A 24,647-nucleotide genomic window follows, 5' to 3' on the forward strand; every position below is an offset into this window, starting at 1 on the left:
ATATCATTATGATTATTGATATTTGCCCTTGTTGTCAATACATTGATAACCGAATTGCCACATTTACTTTAAATGGGTGAAATCAAATAGATAAAGGACGTAACAAATGCAGGGGAATTATTGGCAAGCAGCCAATCAAAAACTGCTCACAAAAGCGATCAGTGAGCTTCACTTCGAAAATTCGATTACGGTTGACCACCTTGACGGACGCCAGTTTAGGTTGACACTGCCTGATGCAGAATGGCGGTTTACGGGCACCATGAGCATTTGGGGAATGGTGATGGTAGATAGTGGCAGCGTGTCACGGGGCGACAACTATCATCCAGAGCTGATTGAATTAGTGATGGACTTGCAATCTGTTATCAATATGGATCCTTTGCACCTTGGCGGTTTTATCGAGGAGTATCAAGAAACACTCATCGCGGAACAACAGCATCTCGCGATGCTTAGCACCCTACCAGCCGATAAACTCGTGACGTTATCAGAAACCGATCGTCAGCCCTATTTGGATGCTCACCCCAAGGCGCTCGCCAATAAAGGGCGATTGGGCTGGGGCCAGCAGGATCGTCAACAATATGCGCCTGAATATGGCAACACGTTTGCGTTGCATTATCTCGCTGTGCATCGAGCGTGCGCGCGTTATGGCTTTGGGGATGGATTCGATCAGGCCTCTTTGCTCACTGAGACCCTATCACCAGCCGCTTATGACGCACTCATGACGCGCTTAGCGGTCGATGAACGGGATGATTACCTGATTATGGCGGTGCATCCGTGGCAGATGCAGCGTTATATTTACAGCCAATATGCGTCATTATTCGCTTCAGGTGACATCATTGACCTGGGTGCGAGTACAGAACAGTGGCGTCCACAGCAGTCGATTCGTACCTTGAGCCGAGCGGATGGGCAAGGCGCATACGACGTAAAAACAGCGTTAACCATTCTCAATACCTCCTGCTATCGCGGCGTACCCGGGAGCTTTATTGCCCATGGCCCAGTGCTGTCAAAATGGCTGTCAACCTGTGTGCGTGAGGATGCGTTATTGTCGCGTCTTGGCATGCATGTACAGCAGGAAGTCGCCGGTGTGTACTGCCCGCAGCCTTATCAGGCGCAAATAGACGGCTGTTACAAATATCACGAAATGTTGGGATGCGTTTGGCGTGAGCGTGCCGAAAGCCTGTTACCGTCTCATCAGCGACCCATGAGTATGGCGACCCTGATGCAAGCGGGTGGTGATGGGGTCAGCTGTGTCGAAGCGCTGATTGCGCGCACCCTACTAACACCTAGGGAATGGTTGCAGCGTTTGTTTGATCATGTTGTGGTCCCCCTCTATCACTTGCTGTGCCAATACGGGATTGGGCTAGTGGCGCATGGGCAAAACATTACCTTGGTGCTGGAAGACGATATCCCTGTGGGTTGCATGATCAAAGATTTTCATGGTGATTTACGCTTTGTCGATCAGCCGTTTCCAGAGTTGGACAGCTTAGATAAACGCGTGCGAGCGGCGATCAAGCACTTGCCGCCACACTATCTGGTGCATGATTTATATACGGGGCATTTTGTGACCACACTACGTTTTATTTCGCCGTGGTTTGTGTCCCTTGGGGTGAGCGAGACTGAATTTTATCGTCAGTTAGGTGACACCCTTCGTCGTTATCAACAGGCACACCCGCAGCTGAATGAACGCTTTGGATTGTTTGACGTGCTGAGTGAGACGAAAGAGAAGATTTGTATCAATCGTGTAAGGTTTAACATTGGCTACGATGATAGCAACGAACGGCCTGTTCCCATGTTTGGTGAGGCGATTCGTAACCCTCTGGCTGAGGCGTAATGCGGATAGTTAACGAAAAATACCCGCAATAGGCGGGTATTAACACTCAAATCAGTGCAAGTAGTTGGGCTTACTTACCGCTTTTACTTTGCTTGGTGAGCTCTTTGATAGTACGGCTGATTTCACGGCGCTGTTTAGAAATCTCCGCATTCTTGATGATGTGATCATCAACGCGGTCCTCGTAATCACCTTTCATATTCTTGATGATTTCGACAATGTCTTCATAGGACATCTCAGGCTGGATATAATCGAGCAAATTTTCTAGCAGCACAACGCGTTTTTGATTGTCGCGGATCTTCTTGTCGTTGTCTTGGATTTCGCGTTTTAGCTTATTCTTTTGTCGTGAGTGCTTAACGATCTCAAATACACTGGTCATCATAGTCGCCTTCTATTTTTTGAAGTATGAAAAAATTAAACCACAAGCGCTCGGCCAAACCCAGCCTTTTCGCGCTTGAAGTGAGGAGTTTTTCATCAATTGAACCGATAAAGGATCTGATTTGGGATACACAGAAATGTGCCATTGGGGAGAGACTGGCGAAAGACATGCCCAAATCACCTTATACCCGATTAGAACGTGATGTTGGCAAAGATAGCAGACTCGCCTTGACAGTGGTATGACACATATCAAAGCCAGCCTGCTCGAGACAGCGATCAGTAGTTGGTCGGCGTCCCCTCAAGTTTCACTGAGGAGCCAGAGGTTTTTAGCATCGCGCCACGTAACATGGCTTGAACGAGCTCGGTGGCATCAAATTTTGTCAGCGCTTCGTGTGCACCGACTTGTTTGGCGCGATCCACACTAATATCACTCGACAGCGACGTATGGAGGATCAGGTACGCTTCGGCCAGTTTGTCATCGCTACGAATTTCAAAGGCGAGCTCATAACCGTCAATACCGGGCATTTCGATATCGCTAACAATAATGTCAAACGGTTTACCGGCGGACGCCGCGTTTTTCATCATTTGTAGTGCTTCTGAACCGTTGTTGGTGACGTAATAGGGAATATTAATACTGTCTAACGCTTCAGAAAGTTGCCGTCTTGCGGTTAAGGAATCATCAACAAGCAAGATGTTCATCGGCTTGAGCTTTTCACGATCGACATCCGACAAAACAGGGTGCAGTTTATCCGGATCGGATGGGAAAATATGTTCCATGATGTATTCGACATCCAGCAGCTGAACCAGCTTTTCGTCGATTTTCATTACGCCAGTTAAAAACGCACGAGTACCCAGTGTTTGAGGTGGCTCGGCGATCGAGCGCCAGTCACACTCGCTGATCTTTTCAATGCCGCGCACCAAAAAGCCCATTACACGACGCTGACAGTCAGTGACGATAATGTAACACGACTCCCATTCTGACTTGTCGACTGGCTTGTAACCAATCGCTTTGGCCATATCAATGACGGGAGTGGCGATGCCACGGAAACTAGTGGTTCCTATCACTGTGGGGTGAGAGCCGGGCAAATCCGTTAGCGGCTGAAAAGGGATGATCTCCCGCACCTTAAGGGTCCCAATCGCAAAAGATTGCGTCGGGGTCAGGCGGAACATCAACATGCCTTGTGATTGATTGGCTTTGCTCTTCATAGCATCACTCTGCGTGTAATCGTAATAACGGTGTGTATTTTATCAGCATTATGCGTAAGACACATCTCCCCATTATGATAGGGGGGATTAGACAGAACATAAAATTTTTCCGTACTATTGTCTCATATTTGAAACTTATTGATAGTGTCAATTAAATGCGCGATTTCGCACGCTTTCCGGTCAGCAGTCATGCTAGGCTAATGACGCAGAAACACACGAAGACAGAGCCAGACACAGCGCAATAGGTTGCCTGTCGTCATTTCTTACCTAAAATAAAGGTAATAGCTTTTTTGTCACCGTGTTACATCAATGACAAAAGTGCATGATTAGGTGCTCGTCCTCGAGCTATCACGCGCATCGGATATACGCCTTTTAAGAAGTAAACCAACGGTTGAGCAAACTATGACCAATATTTTAGATTCGGTAGATTCGCGTACGCGGCTGGTGGGGGAGAACCGCCTAGAGCTTTTAATGTTTTATCTTGGCACCACGCAACCTTTTGCCATCAACGTTTTTAAAGTGCGTGAAGTCATTAAAGTGCCCCGGCTCAACCAAATGCCAGGTTCGCATCCGAATGTGCGTGGCGTGGCGATGATCCGAGGAAAGTCAATTCCTGTGATTGACCTGCGTCAGTCGATTGGCATGGGCTCGATTGGGGTGTCGGATGATTGCAACGTGATCGTCACCGAGTACAACCGGACGATTCAGGCGTTCTTAGTTGGCCAAGTCATCAATATCAAAAACATGGGCTGGGATGAGATTATGGAGCCGCCCAAAGGCACTGGGCGCAATAACTACCTGACCGCGATCACTCGCCAAGACTTCGATGGCCAAACTCGCCTCGTGGAAATCGTCGACGTTGAGAAAATTTTGGCTGAGATTGTCGCGTACGAAATTGGTATATCAGAAGATGTGCTCGATCCGCAACTCACACCTTATATGGCAGGGCAGCGTGTCTTGGTGGTGGATGATTCGTCAACAGCACGTGCACAAGTCAGTGATACTCTGTCTCAGTTTGGTGTCGAATGCATCATGAAAAAAAACGGTGCCGAGGCGCTGCAATTACTTAAAAGTTGGTGTGATGAAGGCAAAAATGTCAGCGATGAGATCCTATTGATGATCACCGACGCTGAGATGCCTGAGATGGATGGCTACAAATTAACGCATGAGGTGCGTTCTGATAGCCGAATGAGTAACCTTTACATCGCACTTAACACCTCATTGAGTGGTAGTTTTAATGAGGCCATGGTTGAGAAAGTCGGCTGTAACCAGTTTATCTCTAAGTTTCAACCTGATTTGCTCGTGAACGTTGTCCAAGAGCGGCTACGTGAAGTGGTGGCAAGCTAAGGCAATGCGTGACAGCAATGTGCCTTTTGAAGCGAGCCTTGGCTCGCTTTTTTGTTGAATGTCGAGTTTGGATAACAGTAATCATGTTGACGAGAAAGGAGAACATAATCTAGGGAGGCAACATGAAATACCTATTTTTGATGCGACATGCGAAATCCAGTTGGGATGATCCTAGCTTAGACGATCACGATCGGCCTTTGAACCCAAGAGGCTTTCGTCAAGCGCCTTTGATGGCTGAGCGCCTGAATGCTTGGGTATTGCAACCTCAAACCATTGTAACCAGCTCAGCGCAGCGAGCGAAAGATACCGCGGTATTGGTGGCGCAGACCCTTAATGACAAACCGCCTATTATCGTGGACACTGCCTTATATACCGAGCACAGCGGTGCGATTACTACCGCAGCGAAACAGTTGGATGAGCGTCAGCAAACCGCGATGGTAATTGGCCATAATCCAGCGTTGAACCTTTATCTCCAACAGATGGGTATGCGCAAAGAGAATTTACCCACGTCTGGAGTAGCCGTGGTAGCGTTTGAGACGACATCATGGCAAGCGATCAACGAGGTGGATGCGCAGCTGATTTACCTCGACTGGCCAAAGCGTCAAGTAAGTTAAGCCATAATAGGCACTATATCTAGTTGAAGACAAACTACATTTAGATTAAAGGAGAAAAAGTTATCTACTAAAACTGTGGATAACCCCGTTAATTTCTTTGTTACCTTTCTTCTGAGCCCTGTACTCATCAGGGATGAGCAGGAAAAACAAAAAAGTGGCGATATATTAACCATCAATAATGTGTCATATATTTGTCATTATGATGACGCAATCGATCGATGGTGTGGAATAATAGTGCCGCCATGAGGCAGCCCTTGAGCACTGTCGCATCAGCATTCCATTGAGTAGTAGGAGAGTAGGATTGATCACGGTAGATAAACATGAAGGCTTATCGGTTCGCGTTGCCATTCTGAACGAGGAAATCAGTGCACAAGAAGTCGATTTCTACTTGTTTGTCCCGGGAGAGCTGAAGTTTGGTAAACATGTTCTGAACGAGGATGAATTCTACCACCGCGTGCTGTCGAATAGCCGCACCTATTTTACCTCTCGCTACCACTTACCTTTGGTACACTCGCGTCTTGCCAGCCGAGAAAAATTACCCACTGAGCAATATCGAGTCAGCTTGAGTTTGTATGCGTATCAGTACGCGCTTTCATTAGAAAAAGCGACGCACGACTTTTTTGAGTCGGTCTCAGGATTGGAAGACGAAGAAGCACTCGAGCAATTGGAAGATACCATCGAAATGGCGGTGGAAATCTTACGCCGTTTGCGCCGTTACCAGCCGCAAGATACCAAGCTAGTAAAGTATTACAACAATATTGATAATTATCTGTCATGGCTGACCGAGCAACGGTTCTTGTCGCTTTTAGCGCATATGCCGCGCGGCTCGGTGTATAAAACTATCCGCCAACAACTTGTGGAGCTTTGTGAAGCGGAAGAAGCCCATCGTTTGGTCAATCGCTACAATTCCGACAAAGCGATCAGCGATCCGACCCGCATGGTTAACAAAATGCGCTTGCTACGTCGTTTGATTGAATTTCCTGTCACCATTCGCCAAAAACCGGAAGCCTTGGGTAAGAACCTCAACAAACTCGCGAAAGCCTCGGCGACGGCGTTTGTGATGCTGTTTGTTACGACTGTGATTGTGCAGGCGCGGCAGTATTTGGGTGAGATTACCTTGTCGTTTGTCTTGGCGATGGCTGGGATCTATGCGTTGCGTGAAATTTTTAAAGATGATTTGCGTGATGCGCTATGGCGATGGATTCGTAAAGGCCGGCCCAAATGGCGCAAGCGCTTTATCGATCCTACCTCGAATCGACAGATTGGTCGGCAGTTGGAATGGCTCGATTACATCGACTTTACTGCGCTGCCCGATGAAGTCAAAAAGCTGCGTCGTGGCAAGTTGCGCCAACAAGAAGAGGCCGTGGTGCGCCTAAAGGTCAAAACCCAGCTAGAGACTACCCGCTTTTTGTCGGGCTATGACACGACCCGAGATGTCTGGAAGCTCGATTTTCGTTCTTTCTCACGTTTAATGGATCGTGGAAGTCAGCGTTTGTATCGACTAAACGATGGACAGGTTTTAAAAGATTCGGTTGAAAAGCGCCACCAGTTTAACTTGGTAAGCTGTCAAAAAATCAAAGACCAGCCTACTGTTTACCAGCGTTGGAAAATCACCGTAAACCGGTCGAAAGTCGTCGATATTGAAGAAATTCTCGATTAATTTTTCAGTGAAAACGTATTTTGCTTGCTAAGGTGGTCGATACAAAAGGCATAAAAATCAATAGCGTTAAGCGGCTTAGAAAAATAGTAGCCTTGGAATTCATCGACCCCCATTTGCTGTAAGTTGATCAATTGCTCCTGCGTTTCTACACCCTCTGCGACCACACGGATCCCAAGTTGATGCGACATATAACAAATGGTATCGACCAGTATTTGCTGCCGAGAAACGGTGGCCATATGCTCGATAAAGCTACGATCAATTTTCACTTTGTCAAAGCTCAAGTGATTCAGTACCGCCATCGATGACCAACCTGTGCCAAAATCATCCAAGGCAAGCCTGATGCCTATGTCTCGTAACTGATTCATTATTAGGCTGAATCTACCAATATCATCAATGGTCATGGTCTCGGTGATTTCAAACACCAACCGTTTACGTTGTTCAGGGTGATGGATAAAAATATTCACTACGTCTGAGAGCAACGCCTCACTAAAGAAAGAATCGGACAGATTGATCGCAACATCGATATGCTGGTTGATGGTTTGCCATTCGGTATTCATCGCCGCATAAACTTGCCGTAGGATCCAAGTGCCAAGTCGCTGTCCAAGGCCAGCTTCTTCCGCTACATCGATTAATAACTGAGGGCGGATTGGTCCCAAGGTTGGATGTTGCCAGCGAATTAATGCTTCACAACCAAGTTTGTCGGGCTCAGACGATATAATTGGTTGATAGACAAGAGATAGCTCATCCTGGCTTTCATCAACAAGCAGTACATTTAAATCATCTTTTAATTGTCGGCGCTGACGGGCATCGGCCTCGAACTTAGGTTTGAAGACTACGATACTGTCTTTCGAGGGTAAAGCATCTTTAGCTTTGAGTAAGGCAAGATCAGCATTATTCAATAGCGTATTGGCAAAGACCTCCGGATCTTTACGAAGTGCCGTGTCAAGATCCGTACTTTTGGCGATCCCAAGCGCAACGGTGAGTTGGATATTCGGATAGATATCGTCGAGGGCGTTTCGCAACGTATCGCGAAGTGGTTGGGTGAAAAAGCTCAAATAATGGCCATCGACCGCGGCTAAAACGGCAAATCTGTTGCCGCTTAAACGCGCGCAAGTATAGCCATAAGGTGAGCAGATATTATTAAGCCTTTGCGCGAGTTTAGTGAGTGCATGATCACCTTGTTCATACCCCAGCAAGTCATTAATGTCTTTGAAACGGCGAATATCAATGACAAGTAAGGTGTGTATCGCTTTCTTGGTTGCGGCTTTTTGCAAGGCATCCAGTAAATAATTGCGATTTGGAAGTTGTGTGACGCTGTCCATCCATGCCATTTGCTGTTGCTTCAGGCTGTCCCGATACATACGCCAAGAGAAATACCCTAATAGGGTAAGGATAAGCCCGACGGCGAGATAGATATGTTTCAATTGGTTGGCGAGATACTCACGTTGTTTGATAGCGGCAGGGCCTGTTAAATTATTGATCATCAAATCTCGCAGCGCAGGGAGTAGGGTGTCCATTTCGCTAAGCAATTGCTGTAAGCGTGTCGTCTGACCTTCTAGTACCGCTTGTTCATAACGTCTTATGATTTGAAATGCGCGTGTCACAAGAGGAGTGGCACTAAAGGCTTGTCTCAACTCCTCTGTCTCGCTGCTTCGTAAAAAGGTGTCGTAGCGACTCCAGAGAATGTCGTACTTTAAAATGAGTGCACTGCGGTTTTGACGTTGAGTGTGGAGATACAAGGCGAGTTCATGGCGAAACTCAAGGGTTTCTAATTCCATTTGGGCCAATGCCCATGCTGACAGCTGGGTACGCACTGCATGGCGAGAGTAGCTTTGATTGAACTGGTAAAGCGTCACAACCGCGAAGATGAGGATCGCAAACACAAAAACAATGAACCAAGTGACTGGGCGCTTAAGCATCATAAGCGTGTTACACCGCTACTCATCCATCACCTCCACACGGTTCGCTTGCCACACCATACGGCTATGTATTATTTCGTTATCCATTAAATCATTTTCCGATAACGGATAGATGACCCAGATTGGCCCTTTATCGCGAACACGCATCCACTGGCCATTCTTTTTTATCGCAAATATGGGGTTATACCGCTCAATATCCTCAACCGTAATATGAGCCCAATAATCATTTAGCGCATAAACTTTGAGTGTTTTGGGCGGAATATCGAGTTGAGCGAGTAGCTTTTGCGCTGATACGCCTAAAAACCGTTGTTGGCCATCGGTCCACGGAGTGGCTGTTTCAATGGTACGATCGGCCATCGCGACGAGTTGTTCACGTGTAAAAGCTTCTGTCCCTTCTTTACTGGTAATCGTGAGCATCGGGCTGGCAGTGACTGTGCGACTGACAGTCATTGCGATCACCCATCCAACTAGCAATATCAAGTGAAAGAGGTGGCTGTGCTTCGACCCTCTAGGTGTGGTGCAATGTGCCATGATATGCGCCTTCTCAAGAGCTCCCTATTAAACGTAGCTGTACGCACTGGCTTACTCAAGTGTGGGCGTGGAGGGCGCATTCGGTAGGCTTAGCAAAGTAACTTGTTCTTATATGCTAGAAGATAATTCTATTTATCAGTCATTATAGTCATACAATATCATGTCAGTTTGTTTGTGAGTCGTCATAATGGCTAAAATAAAAACAATTATTAAACCAATATTCTTTTAATGGGTGAAAATATGAAACAACCCCACTTTTCTACGTTAGCTGTCCACGGTGGTGATCAAACGGACAAGGGGCATAATGCCGCTTTCCCGCCGATTTACACCGCCAGTAGTTTTATTCAATCTGACCTTAGCCATCAGGCCGACTTTGGTTACTCGCGGGTTGCAAATCCAACTCGATCGGCTTACGAGAGTGCCTTAGCGGCGCTCGAGCAAGGTTGTTATGCGACGGCGACGGCCTCGGGGATGGCTGCGACAGCCTTGGCCTTAGAGCTGCTGCCGGCAGGCGCGCACATTATTGCGATGCGCGGTGTGTATGGGGGGACGCATCGCTTGTTCGACAAACTCCGCGCCGCCAATAATGGACTCAGTGTCGATTATGTTGATCTCAATGATCTCAATGCCGTAGCAGCCGCGCTCAAGCCGAACACGGCGATGATCTGGATTGAAACCCCAACCAACCCGTTGTTAGAACTCGTCGATATTACCGCGATTTGCCAGTTTGCCCGCGAGCATGCGTTATTAACCTGTGTGGATAACACCTTTGCGACTGCGTGGAACCAAACGCCGTTGCGTTTAGGGGCAGATATTGTGATGTTGTCGACCAGCAAATACATTGGCGGGCATTCTGACATGATTGGCGGCGCGCTGGTCACCGCTGATGAAGCGTTGGCGAAAAAAATTGATTTTGCGAAAACCACGGTCGGCGCGATTGCCTCGCCATTTGATGCCTATCTCGCGTTACGCGGATCAAAAACGCTCGATCTGCGTATGCAGCGCCAATGCGATAATGCGCTCAAAGTCGCGACCGCGCTGGAAAACCACCCTGCCATTGAAGCGGTTTTCTATCCTGGCTTACCGTCACACCCGCAACATGCGCTTTGTCAGACGCAAATGCGCTCAGGGGGAGCTGTGGTCACCATTCAGCTAAAAGGCACGCGGGTGGAAAGCGAGCGATTTTTAAGCCGCTTACGCTACTTTATCTTGGCTGAATCGCTCGGCGGTGTGGAGAGTATGATCAACCATTCAGCATCCATGTCTCACGGCTCCATGAGTCAAGAGGCACGCGAGGCGATGGGGGTTTTCGATACCACGTTCCGGCTTTCGGTCGGCATTGAAGATAGCCGTGACTTAATTGAGGATCTTCTGCACGCACTCGATCAGGAGGCGTCATGACCGATTATGGCGTCTGGACGGTGGTGACGCCACTGGTCACTATTGTACTTGCTGTGGTCACGCGTCAGGTGATTCTGTCGCTACTAGCAGGGGCGATGGTGGGTTATACCGTGATTGCGAATTTCAATCCATTCGCAGGCGTGGCGAAGGCACTGGATAGTTATATTGGTGTGTTTGCCAGTGCGGGGAACACGCGCACCATTTTGTTCTGCTTTATGGTGGGCGGGTTAATACGTCTTATCCAAGTCACAGGCGGCACCCGGGCTGTGATTCATGCGCTCACCGAGCGTGCTCAATTGGTGAAAAATCCGATTGCGGTGCAGTTGCTCGCGATGGTTACCACCATGCTGATTTTTATTGAAAGCTCGATTTCCATTATGTCAGCGGGGACGGTGAGTCGTGATTTAGCCGATCACTATCGCGTTTCTCGAGAGAAGCTCGCCTATGTGATCCAGTCATCCTGCGTTACGACTTGCTCCAGTGTGATGATCAATGGTTGGGGCGCTGCGATGATGGCAATTATCGGCGTACAAGTCAGCAAAGGTTATGTTGAAGGCGAGCCCTTCACCATTCTATTGCACGCCATCCCATACAATCTAATGGCATGGCTCTCCTTGCTGGCGGTGCTGTTTTATGTGCTCACTGGGGCGAGTTGGGGGCCAATGGCGAAAGCGGACCAACGCGCGGCAGCCGGGCAAGTACTACGTGAAGGCGCCTTTCCGATTGCCGGCGATCATCAGCGCGATGATGAGCCGCTAGGCAAAGTGAGCTATTTTGTTCTGCCATTACTCAGCACCATTTTAATGGTGCCGGTGGGCCTGTTTATTACCGGTAATGGCGATATTGCCTCTGGATCGGGCTCAACCGCTGTCTTTTGGGCGGTGATGGCAGGGACTGCGGTTGCGATGGCTTTCTTTATCGGCACGCGTGTCTTATCGTTAGATACCTTTTTCCGCCACCTGTTAGCCGGATACGCAAATATGATGCCTCTCGGGGCAATTATGTCGCTGGCATTTTTAATGGGGGACTTATCGGCAGACTTACACACGGGACACTATATCACTCAGGTGATTGATGGCATTCTGCCAGCAGGATTATCAGCCGCTTTTGTCTTTGTGATTGCCGCTATTATGTCACTGGCGACCGGAACCTCGTGGGGCACGTTTGCAATCATGATCCCGATTGGTATTCAGATTGGCGCTGCGACAGGTATTGACCCGCACTTAATGATTGGCGCATCGATATCTGGGGCCATTTTTGGCGATATGACCTCACCAATCAGTGATACTGGCATTGTCGCGTCGATGGCAACGGGTAACGATCACGTCGACCATATCCGTACGCAATTCCCTTATGTCTTTGCGGTAGGGGTGGTGACCGCGGTCTTGTTTGCGATACTGGGAAGTGCTTAAACGCAGGCTCGGTTGAAAAAATAAACTGTCCTTGCGAGTCAGCAAGGACAGTCTGTTAATGCCCAAGTCCATGGAGTCAGTCTTTGCGGGCAAAAGGGGCAAGCGAAGGTTGATCTCGTTGTCTAATAAAATGTAGACGCCGAGTCTTTTATTGTCTAACTAAGCATTCAATCAGCTTGTGTAATAGGAGTCGTGGCTTGATTGAGATATGCAATAATGTCGTCTGACTCATACATCCATTGCACCTCGTCGCCCTGTTGAATACGTAAACAGGGAACTTTAATCTTTCCGCCTCCCTGTTCCAGCTCACGTCGGGCGGTCATATCGCGTTTGGCGTCTTTTGCCGCCAGCGGCAGTCCGAGCTTTCGGCTTGCTTGGCGAACTTTGACGCAAAATGGACATGCTTGAAATTGGTATAAGGTCACTTGCTTTGAAAACGCGACCATGGCTTGGTGCTGATCCGCGTTCAGCTTTGGTGGCTTAGGCTTAGTGAGCGCTTCAACAACGAGAATGATCCGGCCAAGGATCCAACGAATAACACCCATTTTCACTCCCTGTGTGTATCAAAGTGCAGAGTTTAACACGACAGCGCACGTGACCCTATATCAGGGTTTGTTTCTAAATGGTGACAATGTGTTTCTGGTGTGAAACACGGTTACGTTGTATGGCACCTTCTGACTGGTAAACTAACCGTCCTGCAACCTCACGATAATAAGCAAACGATTACAGGTACCCTATGACACTGCAAGCCATTGACTTTCAAGCGCCCAATGCGGAGCAAGCCTTTGTTGAATCCTTACGTGAAACGGGATTTGGCGTGCTTAAAAATCATCCACTACAGCAGCAGCTCGTGGCTGATATTTACAACCAATGGGAAGGTTTTTTTAACACCGAGGAAAAACATACATTTACCTTTAAGCCCGATACCCAAGATGGTTTTTTCCCCTCTAAAATTGCGGAAACGGCGAAAGGCCACACCAAGCGCGATTTAAAGGAATTTTTTCATTACTACCCTTGGGGGCAGTGTCCTTCGGCCCTCCGTGATAATCTGCAATCTTACTATCAACAAGCGACTAGCTTGGCTGAGACCTTGTTGTCATGGGTGGAGCGTCAGTCACCGGACAGCGTCAGTGAGCACTACTCACAATCACTTTCTAGCATGATTGCAGGGAGTGAGCAGACATTGTTACGCGTATTACATTACCCGCCGTTAAAAGGCGATGAAGAGCTAGGCGCTATCCGTGCTGCGGCCCATGAAGATATTAATCTGTTGACCATCCTGCCTGCGGCGAATGAGCCGGGCTTGCAAGTGAAAGCGAAAGACGGGCGTTGGCTAGATGTGCCGTGTGACTTCGGTAACTTAATCGTCAATATTGGCGATATGCTACAAGAAGCATCGGGTGGCTACTTCCCCTCAACCACCCATCGCGTGATTAATCCTGAAGGCGCAGATAAAACCAAAGCACGGATCTCGTTACCGCTGTTTTTGCATCCGAAACCGGATGTGGTGCTGTCTTCTCGCTATACGGCGAAAAGTTATTTGACTGAGCGTTTACGTGAATTAGGCGTTCTGTAAGCGAAAAGAAAAGCCGAGGTGATATGTCCCTCGGCTTTTTATTTAGACCCGTTTCGTGTATTGCAAGTTAGGCGTCATCCCCCAAGGCTTCTTCGATGCGCGCGGCAGCCTCCTCACTGACCCATTGATGCCAAAGGTCGCGATAGCGGCGTAAGAACTCATCGGCGGCGATCTCGCCATCAGCTTGATAATCATCCATCCATGCGAGCATGTCACTCATGACGCTATTATCGTATTCACGTTGCTGAACGTAGCGAAAGGCGACCGGCGATTGTTCCGCAAATGACGCTGTTGTGAGCGTATGCACGGGAGAGGTGGGAAATGCAGTGACTTTTGGGGTCTGACATTCCGCTTGAGTGATGCAGCTTTTATAGTGCTCAAGATCAACGTCTGCGCCAAGGTCCACTTCGACCATTTCATATTTGCCCATCACTGGCGTCGGTGCCCAGTAATAACCAAACCACGCATCACGACGATCATTGGCACGAGCAATGGTTCCAGCCAGACCAGCGGCGGAGCCGGGATCGATCATCTCAAAACCGGCTTCACCCAGTTGAAGTGCGTCAAAAAGGTGCTTAGCGGAAATTTGGCACGTCCATCCGGCGGGGCAGCCCATAAACGCCGCTTTGTCGGGATCCTCTGGGTGAGGAAATAATTCTGGATGTGACTTAATACCGTCGATGGTGGCAAGCTCTGGATGTTGGTCCACCATGTATTTTGGCACCCAAAAGCCTTCGTTCCCGCCTTGGCTAAATGCATTGCCGGCGTATCTGAGCCGCCCATCAGCCACACCTTTATCGAGCATTGCTTTATGCGAGTTGGTCCAGAACTCAGGCGCAATATCCGGCTCACCTTTTTCTGTCATCGATACGCCTGTTGGCATGGTGTCACCGGGGACCAAACGAACGTCGCAGCCATAGCCGTTAGCAAGGATAAATTGATCAACATGTGCCATCAGGGTGGCCGAATTCCAATTCATATCCGCAATGGTGACATCGCCACAGGCTTGCTCATCGGCGTGAGCACTTGGCGTTGCGGCAAACAATGGAGAGAGCAGGAGCGCACAGAGTAGGGGTCGCATAGGTCGTCCTTGAAAGTCACTAAACATAAGTTAAAGCGAAAACGTACCATGCGTCTGATACAAGGTCTATACTCGATGAAGCGCAAGGTGCTGAATCACAATTTAAAAACATATTTTTTGATCTTTAGGCTAACAACGCTCGTTATAATCACTATCGGTACGCCTTCGTACAAGCTGCTGAGCGCGTTGCCGTTTCACCTTGGTTTTGATGACTGTCTAGGAATTGCACATGCCTCGCCAAGATCAACTTAATGCCATTGAACAACAAGATGATTTAATCGCCCTGTCTGGATCTCAAGCGGCTTTAAAGCTGGGAAGCGCAGCCTTAGTGCGTATGCATGTGCACACGCCGATGAAAGGGTTATTTCGCTTTAATGCCATTATGCTTGGTACAGACGGCAAACGTTATTGCTACACCCAAATCCCGTCTCTATCTGCGCAGCAAAAAGGGCAATATTTAAACCCAGGCTTTCAAGTGCGATTGCATGGTGTGGCCGCGGATGGGTCGCTAGTCCGATTCAGTGGCAAGGTGCAAGGCGTGCTCGAGAGCCACTGCAGTATTGTGTGCATTGAGCTGCTCCGTGAGGGCGCGACAGCCACGCCGTTGCGACAAGACAAGCGCTTTCCAGTGGCACTATCAGCGACGCTTGCCACAGAGGGAATGAGCAAGATTGAGGTGGAGGTACGCGATTTGTCGGTTGGCGGATGTTTATTCGCTTACCGTTCAATGGGCGCCAAATTAGCACCAGAAAAAAAAGCGGCGCTAAACCTTGACCATATCGCCCCGAATCAAGATCTTACGCTTAATGGTTCGATACTCTCACATCGATTACTCAGCGATGATTACTTGTGTGGCTTTCAGTTTGACGATCGTAGCAAGGCACGCAGTACGTGGTTAATCACCAATCTTGCCTTCGATGGCACCTATTACCGATTAGCTGTGTCCGATAATGCTGTGTCCGATAATAAAGGTGAGACGGCTCTGAATTAGTCGTCATCTTTTTACATGCGCGGGGTGATTTTCAGTAAGCTCCCGTTTCGTTTATCTGTGAGAAGTAGAATGCTGCCATCACTGGCTTGAATCACGTCACGGATACGCCCGAACTGACCATCAAATAGCCGCTCTTCGCTCACTACGCTACCGTCTTCGAGGGTTAGGCGCACCAACAGACCAAATTTTAATGATCCAAGTAGTAGGTTGCCTTGCCACATCGGGAAGCGATCACTGTTCACCATGATCATGCCTGATGGTGCAATTGACGGATCCCAATAATAGACAGGTTGCTGCATACCTTCTTTCGCGGTGCCTTCACCAATTTGTGTGCCCAATCCGTAATTTACCCCATAAGTGATGATAGGCCAGCCATAGTTAACCCCTTTTTCGATGATATTGAGTTCATCGCCACCTTGAGGGCCGTGTTCATGCGCCCAGACAGTGCTGCCATTATTATCGAGTGTGATACCTTGCACATTGCGATGACCGTAACTAAAAATCTCGGGCTTTTTTGCATCATGAGCAGAGAACGGATTGTCGACCGGCAAACTGCCATCAAGGTTTAAACGCACTAAACTCCCCAAATGATCGGTAATAAACTGGGCGCGGTCACGGTGGCCGCGGTCGCCCAGCGTGATGTAAAGGTGCTCTTGGGTCACCAATAGGCGACTGCCAAAGTGACGGGTTCCGCCGCGTTTGGGCAATGCAGTAAAAATGACCTTGCTATTGATGAGAACATCTTGTGACAGCGTTGCTTTGAGCACTTCTGTTCCCGCTTGACCGCGTTCATCTTCTGCAGCATAAGAAAGGTATAGGGTGCCGGTCGCGGGGAAATCCGGCGCTAATGCAATATCAAATAGTCCCCCTTGCCCCTGCTGATAGACGCCTTTGGGTACTCCTAATATGTTCACCGTTAGCCCATTAGGCGTTAGGCGTTTTAAAGTGCCGTTCCGTTCGGTGATCAGGATATCGCCATTAGGTAGCTCGGCCATCCCCCATGGGTGGTCGAAGCCGCTTTTCACTTCCTCAACATTCACAGTGACTGTTTCAGTCTCGACAGTCACCGCGTGCGCGCTCAACGGGGCGCACAATACGAACATCAACAAAAAAATCGACGATAGCCGGTGCATGACGACCTCCTTGATCAGTGGACGCTGAGTTTACGATAGAGGCGATCTTTAAGGTGTGCACGTTGCTTTTTCATCGCGGTAAAAATGTCGTCGCTGGTTGGGATCTGCTTCATTTCTAGGCCACGAATATGATGATCGAGCTGATGATAACGCTTGGCATCAAGTTGGAAGTCAGGATCGTTCGCCTTCAAATCATGAATGCGTTCACGGTACTCTGGGAACTCAAAGATAAGCGCATGATTTTCGCCTTGCATAAACACCTCCTTCTCACCTTGTGATGCTATTAAGGCTAGGCGTGCTTTGCCGATCTCTCCAGTTTCAGTCTGCTTGATTCGGGTCGAGTGGCGGGATGCTGGGCTCGACGGCTTTCGCCGCTTTTTTATCGGGGAAATGGATGGTTTTGCCGTCAGCTGTCAATAAGCTGATGGTATGTGGCGAACCGTCCGGTTGTAAGGTGACCAGTCCGACAGCACTGGCGTTCACTAAGCGCTTAGGGCCTGCGGTGTCAGGATCGCGCCTATCAATCCGCATACGCTTTCGCTTGGTGAGCCAATTAAATGGTGAACGAGGACTGAACAAAATACGATCGCACCATTCACAAATACTCAGCAGCGGCTCTGGGAAATTGTTTTTAAAGCCGCTCGCGGTAATTTGCCATAAGCGCGGGCTATTGGTACGAAAACGAATACGAATGTCGTAGGCAAATGAATAGTGCACATCACCCGATAGGATCACGTAGTTGGTTGGCGTACGCTGGTGGCGGAAAATACTCAGTAAGGTATTGGCACTGCCCGGATGAGCCATCCAGTTCTCTGCATCGACAATGGTGGGCTTGCCGAGCCAAATCGCGATACGTTGTAATACTTCAATAAACTTTACCCCGAACATGGGTGCGGCCGAGACAATGACCGCACTATCATGCTTAAGCAAGTCATGCTGAAAATCCATCAGAGCTTCCCAGTCCATCAAGCCGGATGGGCGGTTCATGCTGGACTCCGATCGCCACCGGCGAGTGCGGGTATCAAGCACTACAACACAGGGGGTCGTCGGTACGTTGTAATGCCAATGCTCGAAGCGAAGTAGTGCCTCAATCATTGCGTCGTGTGCACTGTCGTTTGGGTCATCGCCAGACACACCAAACTGGCAAGCCGTCGCAAGCGCAACAAACGAGGAATCAAATTGTTTAGGGTCATTTCCCCAACCTTGGCATAGCCAGTAGGCAAACAGACCATTGCCGATAATGCGCCGTGAAAAGGGCTGTTGATAGGCAGCTTGCTCCCAGCCTACGGTGATGTTCCAGTCATCGGTGATGTCGTGGTCATCAAAAATCATATAGGTAGAGAGATGGGCGAACAGCCGCCTGACTTGGCGAAGACCGTGTTGAAACTTAGTCAGGGCTTGCTCTTCACGCTGATACCGTGACTGTTGCTGTGGCGTTAACACGCGATTGAGTGCGACTGAGGCTGTATTTGTGATGCGCCAAGCTTCTGGCGACCACACCAGTAAATACATGGCGAAATGTTCGGCAAAGCTAATCAGGTGATTGCTGGTTGTCTGAGAGGTGAAGATCGGCAGCGCACGTCCTTTTAACCGTTCGAACAGAGAACCATACCGTGCGCGCTGTGCGGGCAACAATTTTGTTCGGTTGAGGTAGCCATCTGGATGCGTATCGAGTTCCCGGCAATGTGCAATCGGTGCGGCGTCAAAGTATTCATTTTTGAGCTCCAGCCGAGCAATCAAGGCTCTGATCCGCTGCAACATTGGTGTGGCGACATCATCGGCGTAAATCTGATCTCCGCTCATAATGAGCATGTCCGGCCATTGTGAGATCTCCTCATTGGCGAGTTTATCGTCGAGTGTGACCAGTGCATCATCACACTGATGGTGCGGGTGCCGACATGAGCCATGCGCTAAATGGTTCGCTTGGGAGGGGATCACAAAGTGCGGTGAACGTTCACCGTCATAGAGTAAATCCGGGATCCATTCGGACAAGGGCTTTTGATCGAGTAAGATGTCGTAACGCAATGGCACATCGAGCGGAAAGCCGTGCGCACATCGGAGATGAGCCAGTACCACCCATGCGTGCTTACCAGCGCGAAATTGCTGCGCCGAGGAGAGTGGCATCGCGGCGAGGAGGGTCTGATCATCAAAAACGGACAATGTGCCTTGGTCTGGCGGCGTTGATAATACCGCCCATACCACGACTTCGTGTTGAGTGGTTCGTCGTAGCATGGGGCCAGCAATAAAACGGGGCAGGGAAGAGGCGTCCGGATTCAATGTTTGCTTCCTTTTTCTGTCTGTTTGTCATCTTGGCATTTTTTGGGGGAAGGATGCAAAACGTATGTGATAATCGCTTGTTTTGGCGTCTTTTTAGCCATTTGAACATGAAAAGCGATAAATCACCGTAAAAGGGGTTGCACCCTTTGCTGCAATCGCCTACCATCCTTCTCGTTGTTACGAAACACATTTCCCCCATAGTTCAGTTGGTAGAACGGCGGACTGTTAATCCGTATGTCACTGGTTCGAGTCCAGTTGGGGGAGCCAAATTCAGAAAAAGCGCTAGCCGAGAGGTTGGCGCTTTTTTTATAGTACGAGTATCAAAGAGTGCAGATGAACTAGTCTTTCCCTCGAGCCTGCTTATTGTATAGATAGGTGCTCACTCAATGCTCTCTAAATTTTTAACTGTTCCGCTTCGCGGAATATGTCACTGAGCTGGGCGCCCCCGTTGAGTCCAGTTGGGGGAGCCAAATTYAGAAAAAGCGCTAGCCGAGAGGTTGGCGCTTTTTTTATATCTATCGTTCCTAGTTTCGGAGTGCGGGCTTGCCCAGCTTGAATACGGTTCGTTTCGCCCTTCTGCTCACGACAAACAAAAACGCCACGCGCAAGGCGTGACGCTTTTTCCTATCACTATCGATTAGTTTTTAGTGATATAAAGGTTCCGTGTGTAACGTAGGTTGTTGGGGTTTTCCGTATTATAGCCGCCTACTTTAGGGCTTTTGATCACACTACGCGTGTAAAAGTACATTGGAATGGCAGGCATCTCCTTGGCGAAAATGCGCTCCGCTTCCTGATAATAGGCCTTACGCTTTTCTGGGTCGACAACGGAGAGGGCTTGGTCAAGCAGCTTGTCGTATTCAGGGTTGCTCCAATTGGACTTATTCATACCTTTACTACTGAAATAGCTTAGGAAAGTTGAAGCCTCATTGTAGTCACCATTCCATCCATCGCGAGCCACATCAAAGTCTTTTTGTAGCACTTTTTGCAAAAAGGTTTTCCACTCTTGGTTGGCTAAGCTGACTTTAACCGGGAGATGGCGTTTCCACATAGACGTTACTGTCAATGCAAGTTTTTTGTGGGATTCCATGGTGTTATACACCAATTCAAACTCCAGAGGGTTGTCTTTGCTGTATCCCGCTTCGGCCAAGAGTTCTTTTGCTTTTTGATAACGTTCTTCTTGGGTCATTTCCGCCCAAGCCAATTTCGGCGGTTCGAAGTTATTGATGGCTGGTGGTGTTGCACTGTAGGCAGGTTGTTGTCCTTGACCAAGAATTATGTCGGTGACGACATTACGATCAATGGCATAGGCGAGTGCTTTGCGTACGCGCACGTCGTTAAACGGTTCGCGCTCTGTGTTGAATAAATAGTAATAAGTTGCAAGCGATGGCATGGTTAGGAATTCATCGGGACGCTCTTGCTTGATTTTCTTATAGGATTCAAGCGGGAAGCTAAAGGTCACGTCGATCTCACCGGTGCGATAGCGGTTATATTCCGCGTTAGCATCGCTGGAGGTTACATACGATGTTTTATTAATCACCGTTTCTTTATCGTTCCAGTACATGGGGTTACGCTCAAGATCGATGCGCTCATTAATCACCCAGTTGGTTAAGTTATAGGCGCCGGAGTTGACCATGTTTTCGGGGCGTGTCCAGTTATCGCCATACTTTTCTACCGTATGTTTTGGTACAGGGTAGGTCGAAGAATGGGTGAGCATATTGGGGAAATAAGGAGTACGTCGCACCAATGTAAACTCGATGGTATGGTCGTCCACCGCCTTCACGCCTAACGCACTTGCTGGCTTATGTCCATCGGTGATTTCGGTTGCATTGAGAATGTTCGCGGTGCCTAAATACCAAGCGTATGGTGCAGCGGTTGCTGGGTCGACGGCACGTTGTAGTGTATAGACAACATCTTCCGCTGTAATGGGCTCACCGTCAGACCATGTCGCCTCGCGTAAATGGAATGTGTACGTTAACCCATCTTCACTGACTTCCCAGTTTTTTGCTAAACCTGGTGCAATATCGCCACTTGGCGTGCGCGATGTAATGCCTTCGAACAAATCTGAGATAATTTTGTTACTGGCGGTATCACTGGACTTGGTCGGATCCAGCGTAGGCACTTCGCCAGAAACCCCCCAAATAAGAGTCTGTTGCTCGGCAAGCTCCACGCCTTCTGGGACGTGAGCTGCAAACGCTGAGCTACACAATGCGAGTGCCAATGAACCTGCTAATAGTTTTAATTTCATCTTTCCATTCCTTGGTTGAGTAATTTGTTAATAAGCCTTGTTAATCAATAGATTAACCACAAATGGTAAGCGAAGAAAAGCGATGTGATAAAAAGATGACAAATCGACGACAGGAAAAGCGTGAAATCGTGACCTCTATTTTTATATCGATTTAATCCTGCATGGCGGTTGCCGATCGCGGCGTATTCATACGGCATAATCCCCTCGGACAGCTTAGGCGGTTTTATGATAAATTAGCCGTTTTTCATAGACTCAAGGATGATCTCCCGTGCTGTTACGTCCATTTTCTCCCACTGACTTAGCCTCATTTTTGTCTCTTTCTATCACGCATGAGCAGCTGCCTTTTGTCGGACGCCCAGAGGAAATCTTGGCGGCGGCCAATGAATTTGCTCATCTACACCTGATTGAGGTAGAGACCGTGATTGTGGGCGGGTTTATTCTTGATACTGGTTACGCGTCGCAATACGACTTTGCCCATTCAGGTGATATGGGAGTTCGTGCGGTGTTTATCGATCAGCACCACCAAGGTAACGCACTGGGTCGCCGCGCGATGATGGCCTTGGCGGATTATGTCAAACCACGCTATCCGTGGACGCAGCGTCTTATCCTGACCGTTAATTGCAAAAATGCGGGCGCGATTGTGTGCTACCAACGCGCAGGCTTCACTGATACGGGCGAGTTGTATCATGGTGGTAGTGCAGGTCCGCAGCATATTATGTTGAAAAAAATCGATAACAAAGTCAGTCCGGATGGTGGTGTGGGTTAAACCCGCGATGACTTGCTAAAAAAGAAGGATTATGCGACGCTCAAATAAATCACTAATAAGCAGGGATCATGCTTGGCGGTTGATCTCGATACGACTGGCGTTGTGGTGGGATGAAAAGTGACATTCATCGGCCAAAAAAACGCGTTGAGTCGTTGAGGTATTGCGTTTAACAAGGAGAGTAATCATGAAGATTTATGGCCACCCTTCTGCCATTAATGTTCAAAAAGTGATGTGGCTGATTGATGAGTTAGATTTAAGTATCGAACTGGATGAGGTCGATATTCATCATAATGCCCAAGACGCTGATGCACTGGCACAAAAATGTCCGATGCGTCAGGTGCCGGTATTAGAAGACGGCCCAAACAGTGTGTGGGAATCGCACACCATTTTGCGCTATCTGGTTGCCTGCTATGGCAATAAAATGTGGTACCCAGATTGCGCGTTTCAACGCTCGCGCTACGAACGTTGGATGGATTGGTGCCTATCTTCGTTTCAGCCTACGGTTAAAACTGCTTGCTTGGAAGCATCGAGCGATCCCAAGGTGAGAGAGTCGGCCCTTGAGCAGTGCCGCTACGATTTAGAGAAGCTGAACGAAGAGCTTGCTGAGCGTCGCTATTTAATCTCTGATATGATGACGCTCGCTGATATTGCGATTGGCACTGTGGTCCATTCTCTTGCCTTGACGCCATCAATGACTTTGCCGCCGCACGTGTCGCAATGGTATCAGCAACTGAAATCATCATCAGGATATCAACGCTGGGTCGTTCAGGCTCGTCACACCCAACCTGCGTAACCATGATTTTTATTAAGATTAAGCCCGCATTAGCGGGCTTAAAGCGTTTTTAGCGGCCCCACAACACACAGGGCGCTTTGATAGCCAGGCTGTTGTTCAATGCGCTCAAGATACGCAACAATGTGACCGTGTTGCTGTGGGTCTAGACGAGGACGCATTGCGATTAATGGGAAACTCATTTGAATATCTGCCGCTGTGAGTATGTCACCACACAACCAATCATGCGTCGTTAAGTGGTGTTCGATCATGGCAAGATGGTCTCGCAGCTGGGGTGCAATAAACTGGTCGGTGACGCCTTTCATCAGCTTTTTTGCCAAGGGACGCACAAAAAAGGGCATCGGTGCCTCTGGGATTTTGCTGAAAATCAATGACATGACCAATATTGGCATCAAAGACCCTTCGGCATAGTGCATCCAGTAGCGATAGTGACCTTTCTGCTCTGGCGTTTGTGGCTGTAAGCGCCCGTCACCATACTTTTCCAAAATGTACTCAATGATCGCGCCCGACTCTGCAATGATCGTCCCTTCATCCTCAATCACAGGTGCTTTGCCCAGAGGGTGAACGCGTTTGAGCTCGGGGGGCGCCAACTTGGTGTTGGGGTCACGCGAGTAGGTCTTGATTTGATAGGGCACACCCAGTGCCTCAAGCAACCAAACAATACGCTGAGAACGCGATTGTTCAAGGTGATGAATAATAATCATAAGGAATATCTTTGACTGTAAGTTTAAAAAGGCTCAGCTATCGATACGATAACCTTGCTATTTCGATCAGTCCTGTTGGTTCAATTCATTGATTTGGTGGTGGGAGTACTCGGCCTTGAATGCGCAACTCCGGATCCACGGATGAAATATTTGTACCGCGAATGTATACATTGCCTCCCACGTAAATATCGTCGGGTAATGCGCTAATTGGCGAGTTAGTAAGATAAAGGTTGCCCTCAACGTACAAGCGTCTTGGCAAGGTGGTGAGAGGCGTATTGACCAGACTGAGGTCGCCACGCACGACGAGGTTTGGCGGTAATGCGGTTACAGCGGTATTGGTGAGGTTGATATAGCCACCGACTTTAAGTCGCGGTAGCCGTGTTAGTGGCGTATTTGCCGCATTTAAGTAACCGCCGATATCCAGCCCGCGAGGCAGTCGCGAAATATCACTAGCTTCAATATCTAAGTACCCTTGCGTTTTTAACCCCGCGGGTAAGGTCGTGATGGGGGAAAAGCGGAGTTTTACATTGCCGTAGTTGTCCACATAGCCGTGAAAACGTAAGTCTTGCACGAATGTATTGAGAGGTTCATTCATCGCATGCGTGGGCACTGCCATCATAAAATAGCCGACAAGAATCCAAAGTTGAATGATGGCTTTTGGCATGAAAAGGTCTGCGTGGTCACAACGTCTGCTTCAATGTAGAGCGTTTCGGCGAATATTCAAGCCTAGCTCGGTTTTCTGTCATCGAAAACGTTATCTTCTACGTATGTTAGCCATTATTTCAATCAGT

At 48.6% G+C, this 24,647-nt stretch carries 22 protein-coding genes and 1 tRNA gene; 11 read left to right on the forward strand and 12 right to left on the reverse strand.

Going from position 1 to position 24,647, the window contains the following annotated elements; all coding sequences use genetic code 11:
* Positions 1-106 precede the first annotated feature (106 nt).
* Positions 107-1,828 (forward strand): IucA/IucC family protein, encoded by a 1,722-nt coding sequence (locus BZG82_RS09035; RefSeq protein WP_077765674.1) that lies wholly within the window; start codon positions 107-109, stop codon positions 1,826-1,828.
* A 70-nt stretch (positions 1,829-1,898) separates the two neighbouring features.
* On the opposite strand, the gene BZG82_RS09040 is transcribed toward BZG82_RS09035, so the two are convergent.
* Both BZG82_RS09040 and BZG82_RS09050 read right to left on the reverse strand, forming a co-directional pair.
* Positions 1,899-2,204, reverse strand: a complete 306-nt coding sequence (locus BZG82_RS09040; RefSeq protein ID WP_077481972.1) for a DUF496 family protein — start codon at positions 2,202-2,204, stop codon at positions 1,899-1,901.
* A gap of 275 nt (positions 2,205-2,479) precedes the next feature.
* Positions 2,480-3,409, reverse strand: coding sequence for a chemotaxis protein (locus BZG82_RS09050; RefSeq protein ID WP_069586694.1), 930 nt, complete (start codon positions 3,407-3,409; stop codon positions 2,480-2,482).
* A 402-nt stretch (positions 3,410-3,811) separates the two neighbouring features.
* Between BZG82_RS09050 and BZG82_RS09055 the strand changes: the two genes are divergently transcribed.
* The 3 genes from BZG82_RS09055 (at position 3,812) to BZG82_RS09065 (ending at position 7,030) form a co-directional block, all read left to right on the forward strand.
* Entirely contained in the window at positions 3,812-4,756 is a 945-nt protein-coding gene (locus BZG82_RS09055) for a chemotaxis protein CheV (RefSeq protein WP_077454907.1), read from the forward strand.
* A 122-nt stretch (positions 4,757-4,878) separates the two neighbouring features.
* Positions 4,879-5,370 (forward strand): SixA phosphatase family protein, encoded by a 492-nt coding sequence (locus BZG82_RS09060; RefSeq protein ID WP_077662652.1) that lies wholly within the window; start codon positions 4,879-4,881, stop codon positions 5,368-5,370.
* Positions 5,371-5,671: 301 nt separating this feature from the next.
* Complete coding sequence (locus BZG82_RS09065; protein WP_077662651.1) at positions 5,672-7,030, forward strand: hypothetical protein; 1,359 nt, start codon at positions 5,672-5,674, stop codon at positions 7,028-7,030.
* On the opposite strand, the gene BZG82_RS09070 is transcribed toward BZG82_RS09065, so the two are convergent.
* Together BZG82_RS09070 and BZG82_RS09075 are read right to left on the reverse strand one after the other, a co-directional pair.
* Positions 7,027-8,952: a putative bifunctional diguanylate cyclase/phosphodiesterase gene (locus tag BZG82_RS09070; RefSeq protein ID WP_077765675.1), complete on the reverse strand. Its 1,926-nt coding sequence runs from the start codon at positions 8,950-8,952 to the stop codon at positions 7,027-7,029. The two genes, BZG82_RS09065 and BZG82_RS09070, sit on opposite strands and share 4 nt — an antisense overlap.
* Positions 8,953-8,967: 15 nt before the next feature.
* Complete coding sequence (locus BZG82_RS09075) at positions 8,968-9,399, reverse strand: oxidoreductase (RefSeq protein ID WP_108742975.1); 432 nt, start codon at positions 9,397-9,399, stop codon at positions 8,968-8,970.
* Between the two features lie 321 nt (positions 9,400-9,720).
* On the opposite strand from BZG82_RS09075, the gene BZG82_RS09080 reads away from it, so the two are divergent.
* On the forward strand, positions 9,721-10,881 hold the full coding sequence (locus BZG82_RS09080) for a trans-sulfuration enzyme family protein (RefSeq protein WP_077765677.1): 1,161 nt from the start codon (positions 9,721-9,723) through the stop codon (positions 10,879-10,881).
* Positions 10,878-12,293, forward strand: a complete 1,416-nt coding sequence (locus BZG82_RS09085; RefSeq protein WP_077765678.1) for a Na+/H+ antiporter NhaC family protein — start codon at positions 10,878-10,880, stop codon at positions 12,291-12,293. Before BZG82_RS09080 ends, BZG82_RS09085 begins: the two co-directional genes overlap by 4 nt.
* A 167-nt stretch (positions 12,294-12,460) precedes the next feature.
* Here BZG82_RS09085 and BZG82_RS09090 read toward each other — a convergent pair whose 3' ends face one another.
* Positions 12,461-12,838 carry a glutaredoxin family protein gene (locus tag BZG82_RS09090; protein ID WP_077481387.1) on the reverse strand — a complete coding sequence of 126 codons (378 nt, stop codon included), beginning with the start codon at positions 12,836-12,838 and terminating at the stop codon, positions 12,461-12,463.
* Between the two features lie 191 nt (positions 12,839-13,029).
* On the opposite strand from BZG82_RS09090, the gene BZG82_RS09095 reads away from it, so the two are divergent.
* Positions 13,030-13,869 carry an isopenicillin N synthase family dioxygenase gene (locus tag BZG82_RS09095; RefSeq protein WP_077481389.1) on the forward strand — a complete coding sequence of 280 codons (840 nt, stop codon included), beginning with the start codon at positions 13,030-13,032 and terminating at the stop codon, positions 13,867-13,869.
* Between the two features lie 67 nt (positions 13,870-13,936).
* On the opposite strand, the gene BZG82_RS09100 is transcribed toward BZG82_RS09095, so the two are convergent.
* A complete protein-coding gene (locus BZG82_RS09100; protein WP_077765679.1) occupies positions 13,937-14,950 on the reverse strand; it encodes a glycine betaine ABC transporter substrate-binding protein in 1,014 nt (337 codons plus the stop codon).
* 229 nt (positions 14,951-15,179) lie between these two features.
* Here BZG82_RS09100 and BZG82_RS09105 point away from each other — a divergent pair, with 229 nt between their 5' ends.
* Positions 15,180-15,941, forward strand: a complete 762-nt coding sequence (locus BZG82_RS09105) for a PilZ domain-containing protein (RefSeq protein WP_077765680.1) — start codon at positions 15,180-15,182, stop codon at positions 15,939-15,941.
* Positions 15,942-15,952: 11 nt separating this feature from the next.
* Here BZG82_RS09105 and BZG82_RS09110 read toward each other — a convergent pair whose 3' ends face one another.
* From BZG82_RS09110 to BZG82_RS09120, 3 genes are all read right to left on the reverse strand, one after another.
* Positions 15,953-17,074 (reverse strand): PQQ-dependent sugar dehydrogenase, encoded by a 1,122-nt coding sequence (locus tag BZG82_RS09110; RefSeq protein ID WP_077765681.1) that lies wholly within the window; start codon positions 17,072-17,074, stop codon positions 15,953-15,955.
* Positions 17,075-17,088: 14 nt separating this feature from the next.
* Positions 17,089-17,328: a YdcH family protein gene (locus tag BZG82_RS09115; protein WP_069586641.1), complete on the reverse strand. Its 240-nt coding sequence runs from the start codon at positions 17,326-17,328 to the stop codon at positions 17,089-17,091.
* Positions 17,329-17,392: 64 nt separating this feature from the next.
* Positions 17,393-19,306 carry a hypothetical protein gene (locus BZG82_RS09120; RefSeq protein WP_077765693.1) on the reverse strand — a complete coding sequence of 638 codons (1,914 nt, stop codon included), beginning with the start codon at positions 19,304-19,306 and terminating at the stop codon, positions 17,393-17,395.
* 236 nt (positions 19,307-19,542) lie between these two features.
* Here BZG82_RS09120 and BZG82_RS09125 point away from each other — a divergent pair.
* A tRNA-Asn gene (locus tag BZG82_RS09125) sits at positions 19,543-19,618 on the forward strand.
* A 370-nt stretch (positions 19,619-19,988) separates the two neighbouring features.
* Here BZG82_RS09125 and BZG82_RS09130 read toward each other — a convergent pair.
* A complete protein-coding gene (locus tag BZG82_RS09130) occupies positions 19,989-21,596 on the reverse strand; it encodes a peptide ABC transporter substrate-binding protein (protein ID WP_077765682.1) in 1,608 nt (535 codons plus the stop codon).
* Positions 21,597-21,864: 268 nt separating this feature from the next.
* Here BZG82_RS09130 and BZG82_RS09135 point away from each other — a divergent pair, with 268 nt between their 5' ends.
* Together BZG82_RS09135 and BZG82_RS09140 are read left to right on the forward strand one after the other, a co-directional pair.
* The gene (locus BZG82_RS09135) at positions 21,865-22,362 is read left to right on the forward strand and encodes a GNAT family N-acetyltransferase (protein WP_077481498.1); all 498 of its coding nucleotides are present in this window, start codon (positions 21,865-21,867) and stop codon (positions 22,360-22,362) included.
* Between the two features lie 184 nt (positions 22,363-22,546).
* On the forward strand, positions 22,547-23,155 hold the full coding sequence (locus BZG82_RS09140; RefSeq protein ID WP_077481496.1) for a glutathione S-transferase family protein: 609 nt from the start codon (positions 22,547-22,549) through the stop codon (positions 23,153-23,155).
* Between the two features lie 38 nt (positions 23,156-23,193).
* On the opposite strand, the gene BZG82_RS09145 is transcribed toward BZG82_RS09140, so the two are convergent.
* A complete protein-coding gene (locus tag BZG82_RS09145) occupies positions 23,194-23,856 on the reverse strand; it encodes a glutathione S-transferase family protein (RefSeq protein WP_077481494.1) in 663 nt (220 codons plus the stop codon).
* A gap of 85 nt (positions 23,857-23,941) precedes the next feature.
* Positions 23,942-24,520 (reverse strand): hypothetical protein, encoded by a 579-nt coding sequence (locus BZG82_RS09150; RefSeq protein ID WP_235608121.1) that lies wholly within the window; start codon positions 24,518-24,520, stop codon positions 23,942-23,944.
* Positions 24,521-24,647: the final 127 nt, after the last annotated feature.

The organism is Salinivibrio sp. PR5, assembly GCF_001996085.1.
In the GTDB taxonomy this organism is placed as follows: Bacteria; Pseudomonadota; Gammaproteobacteria; order Enterobacterales; family Vibrionaceae; genus Salinivibrio; species Salinivibrio proteolyticus.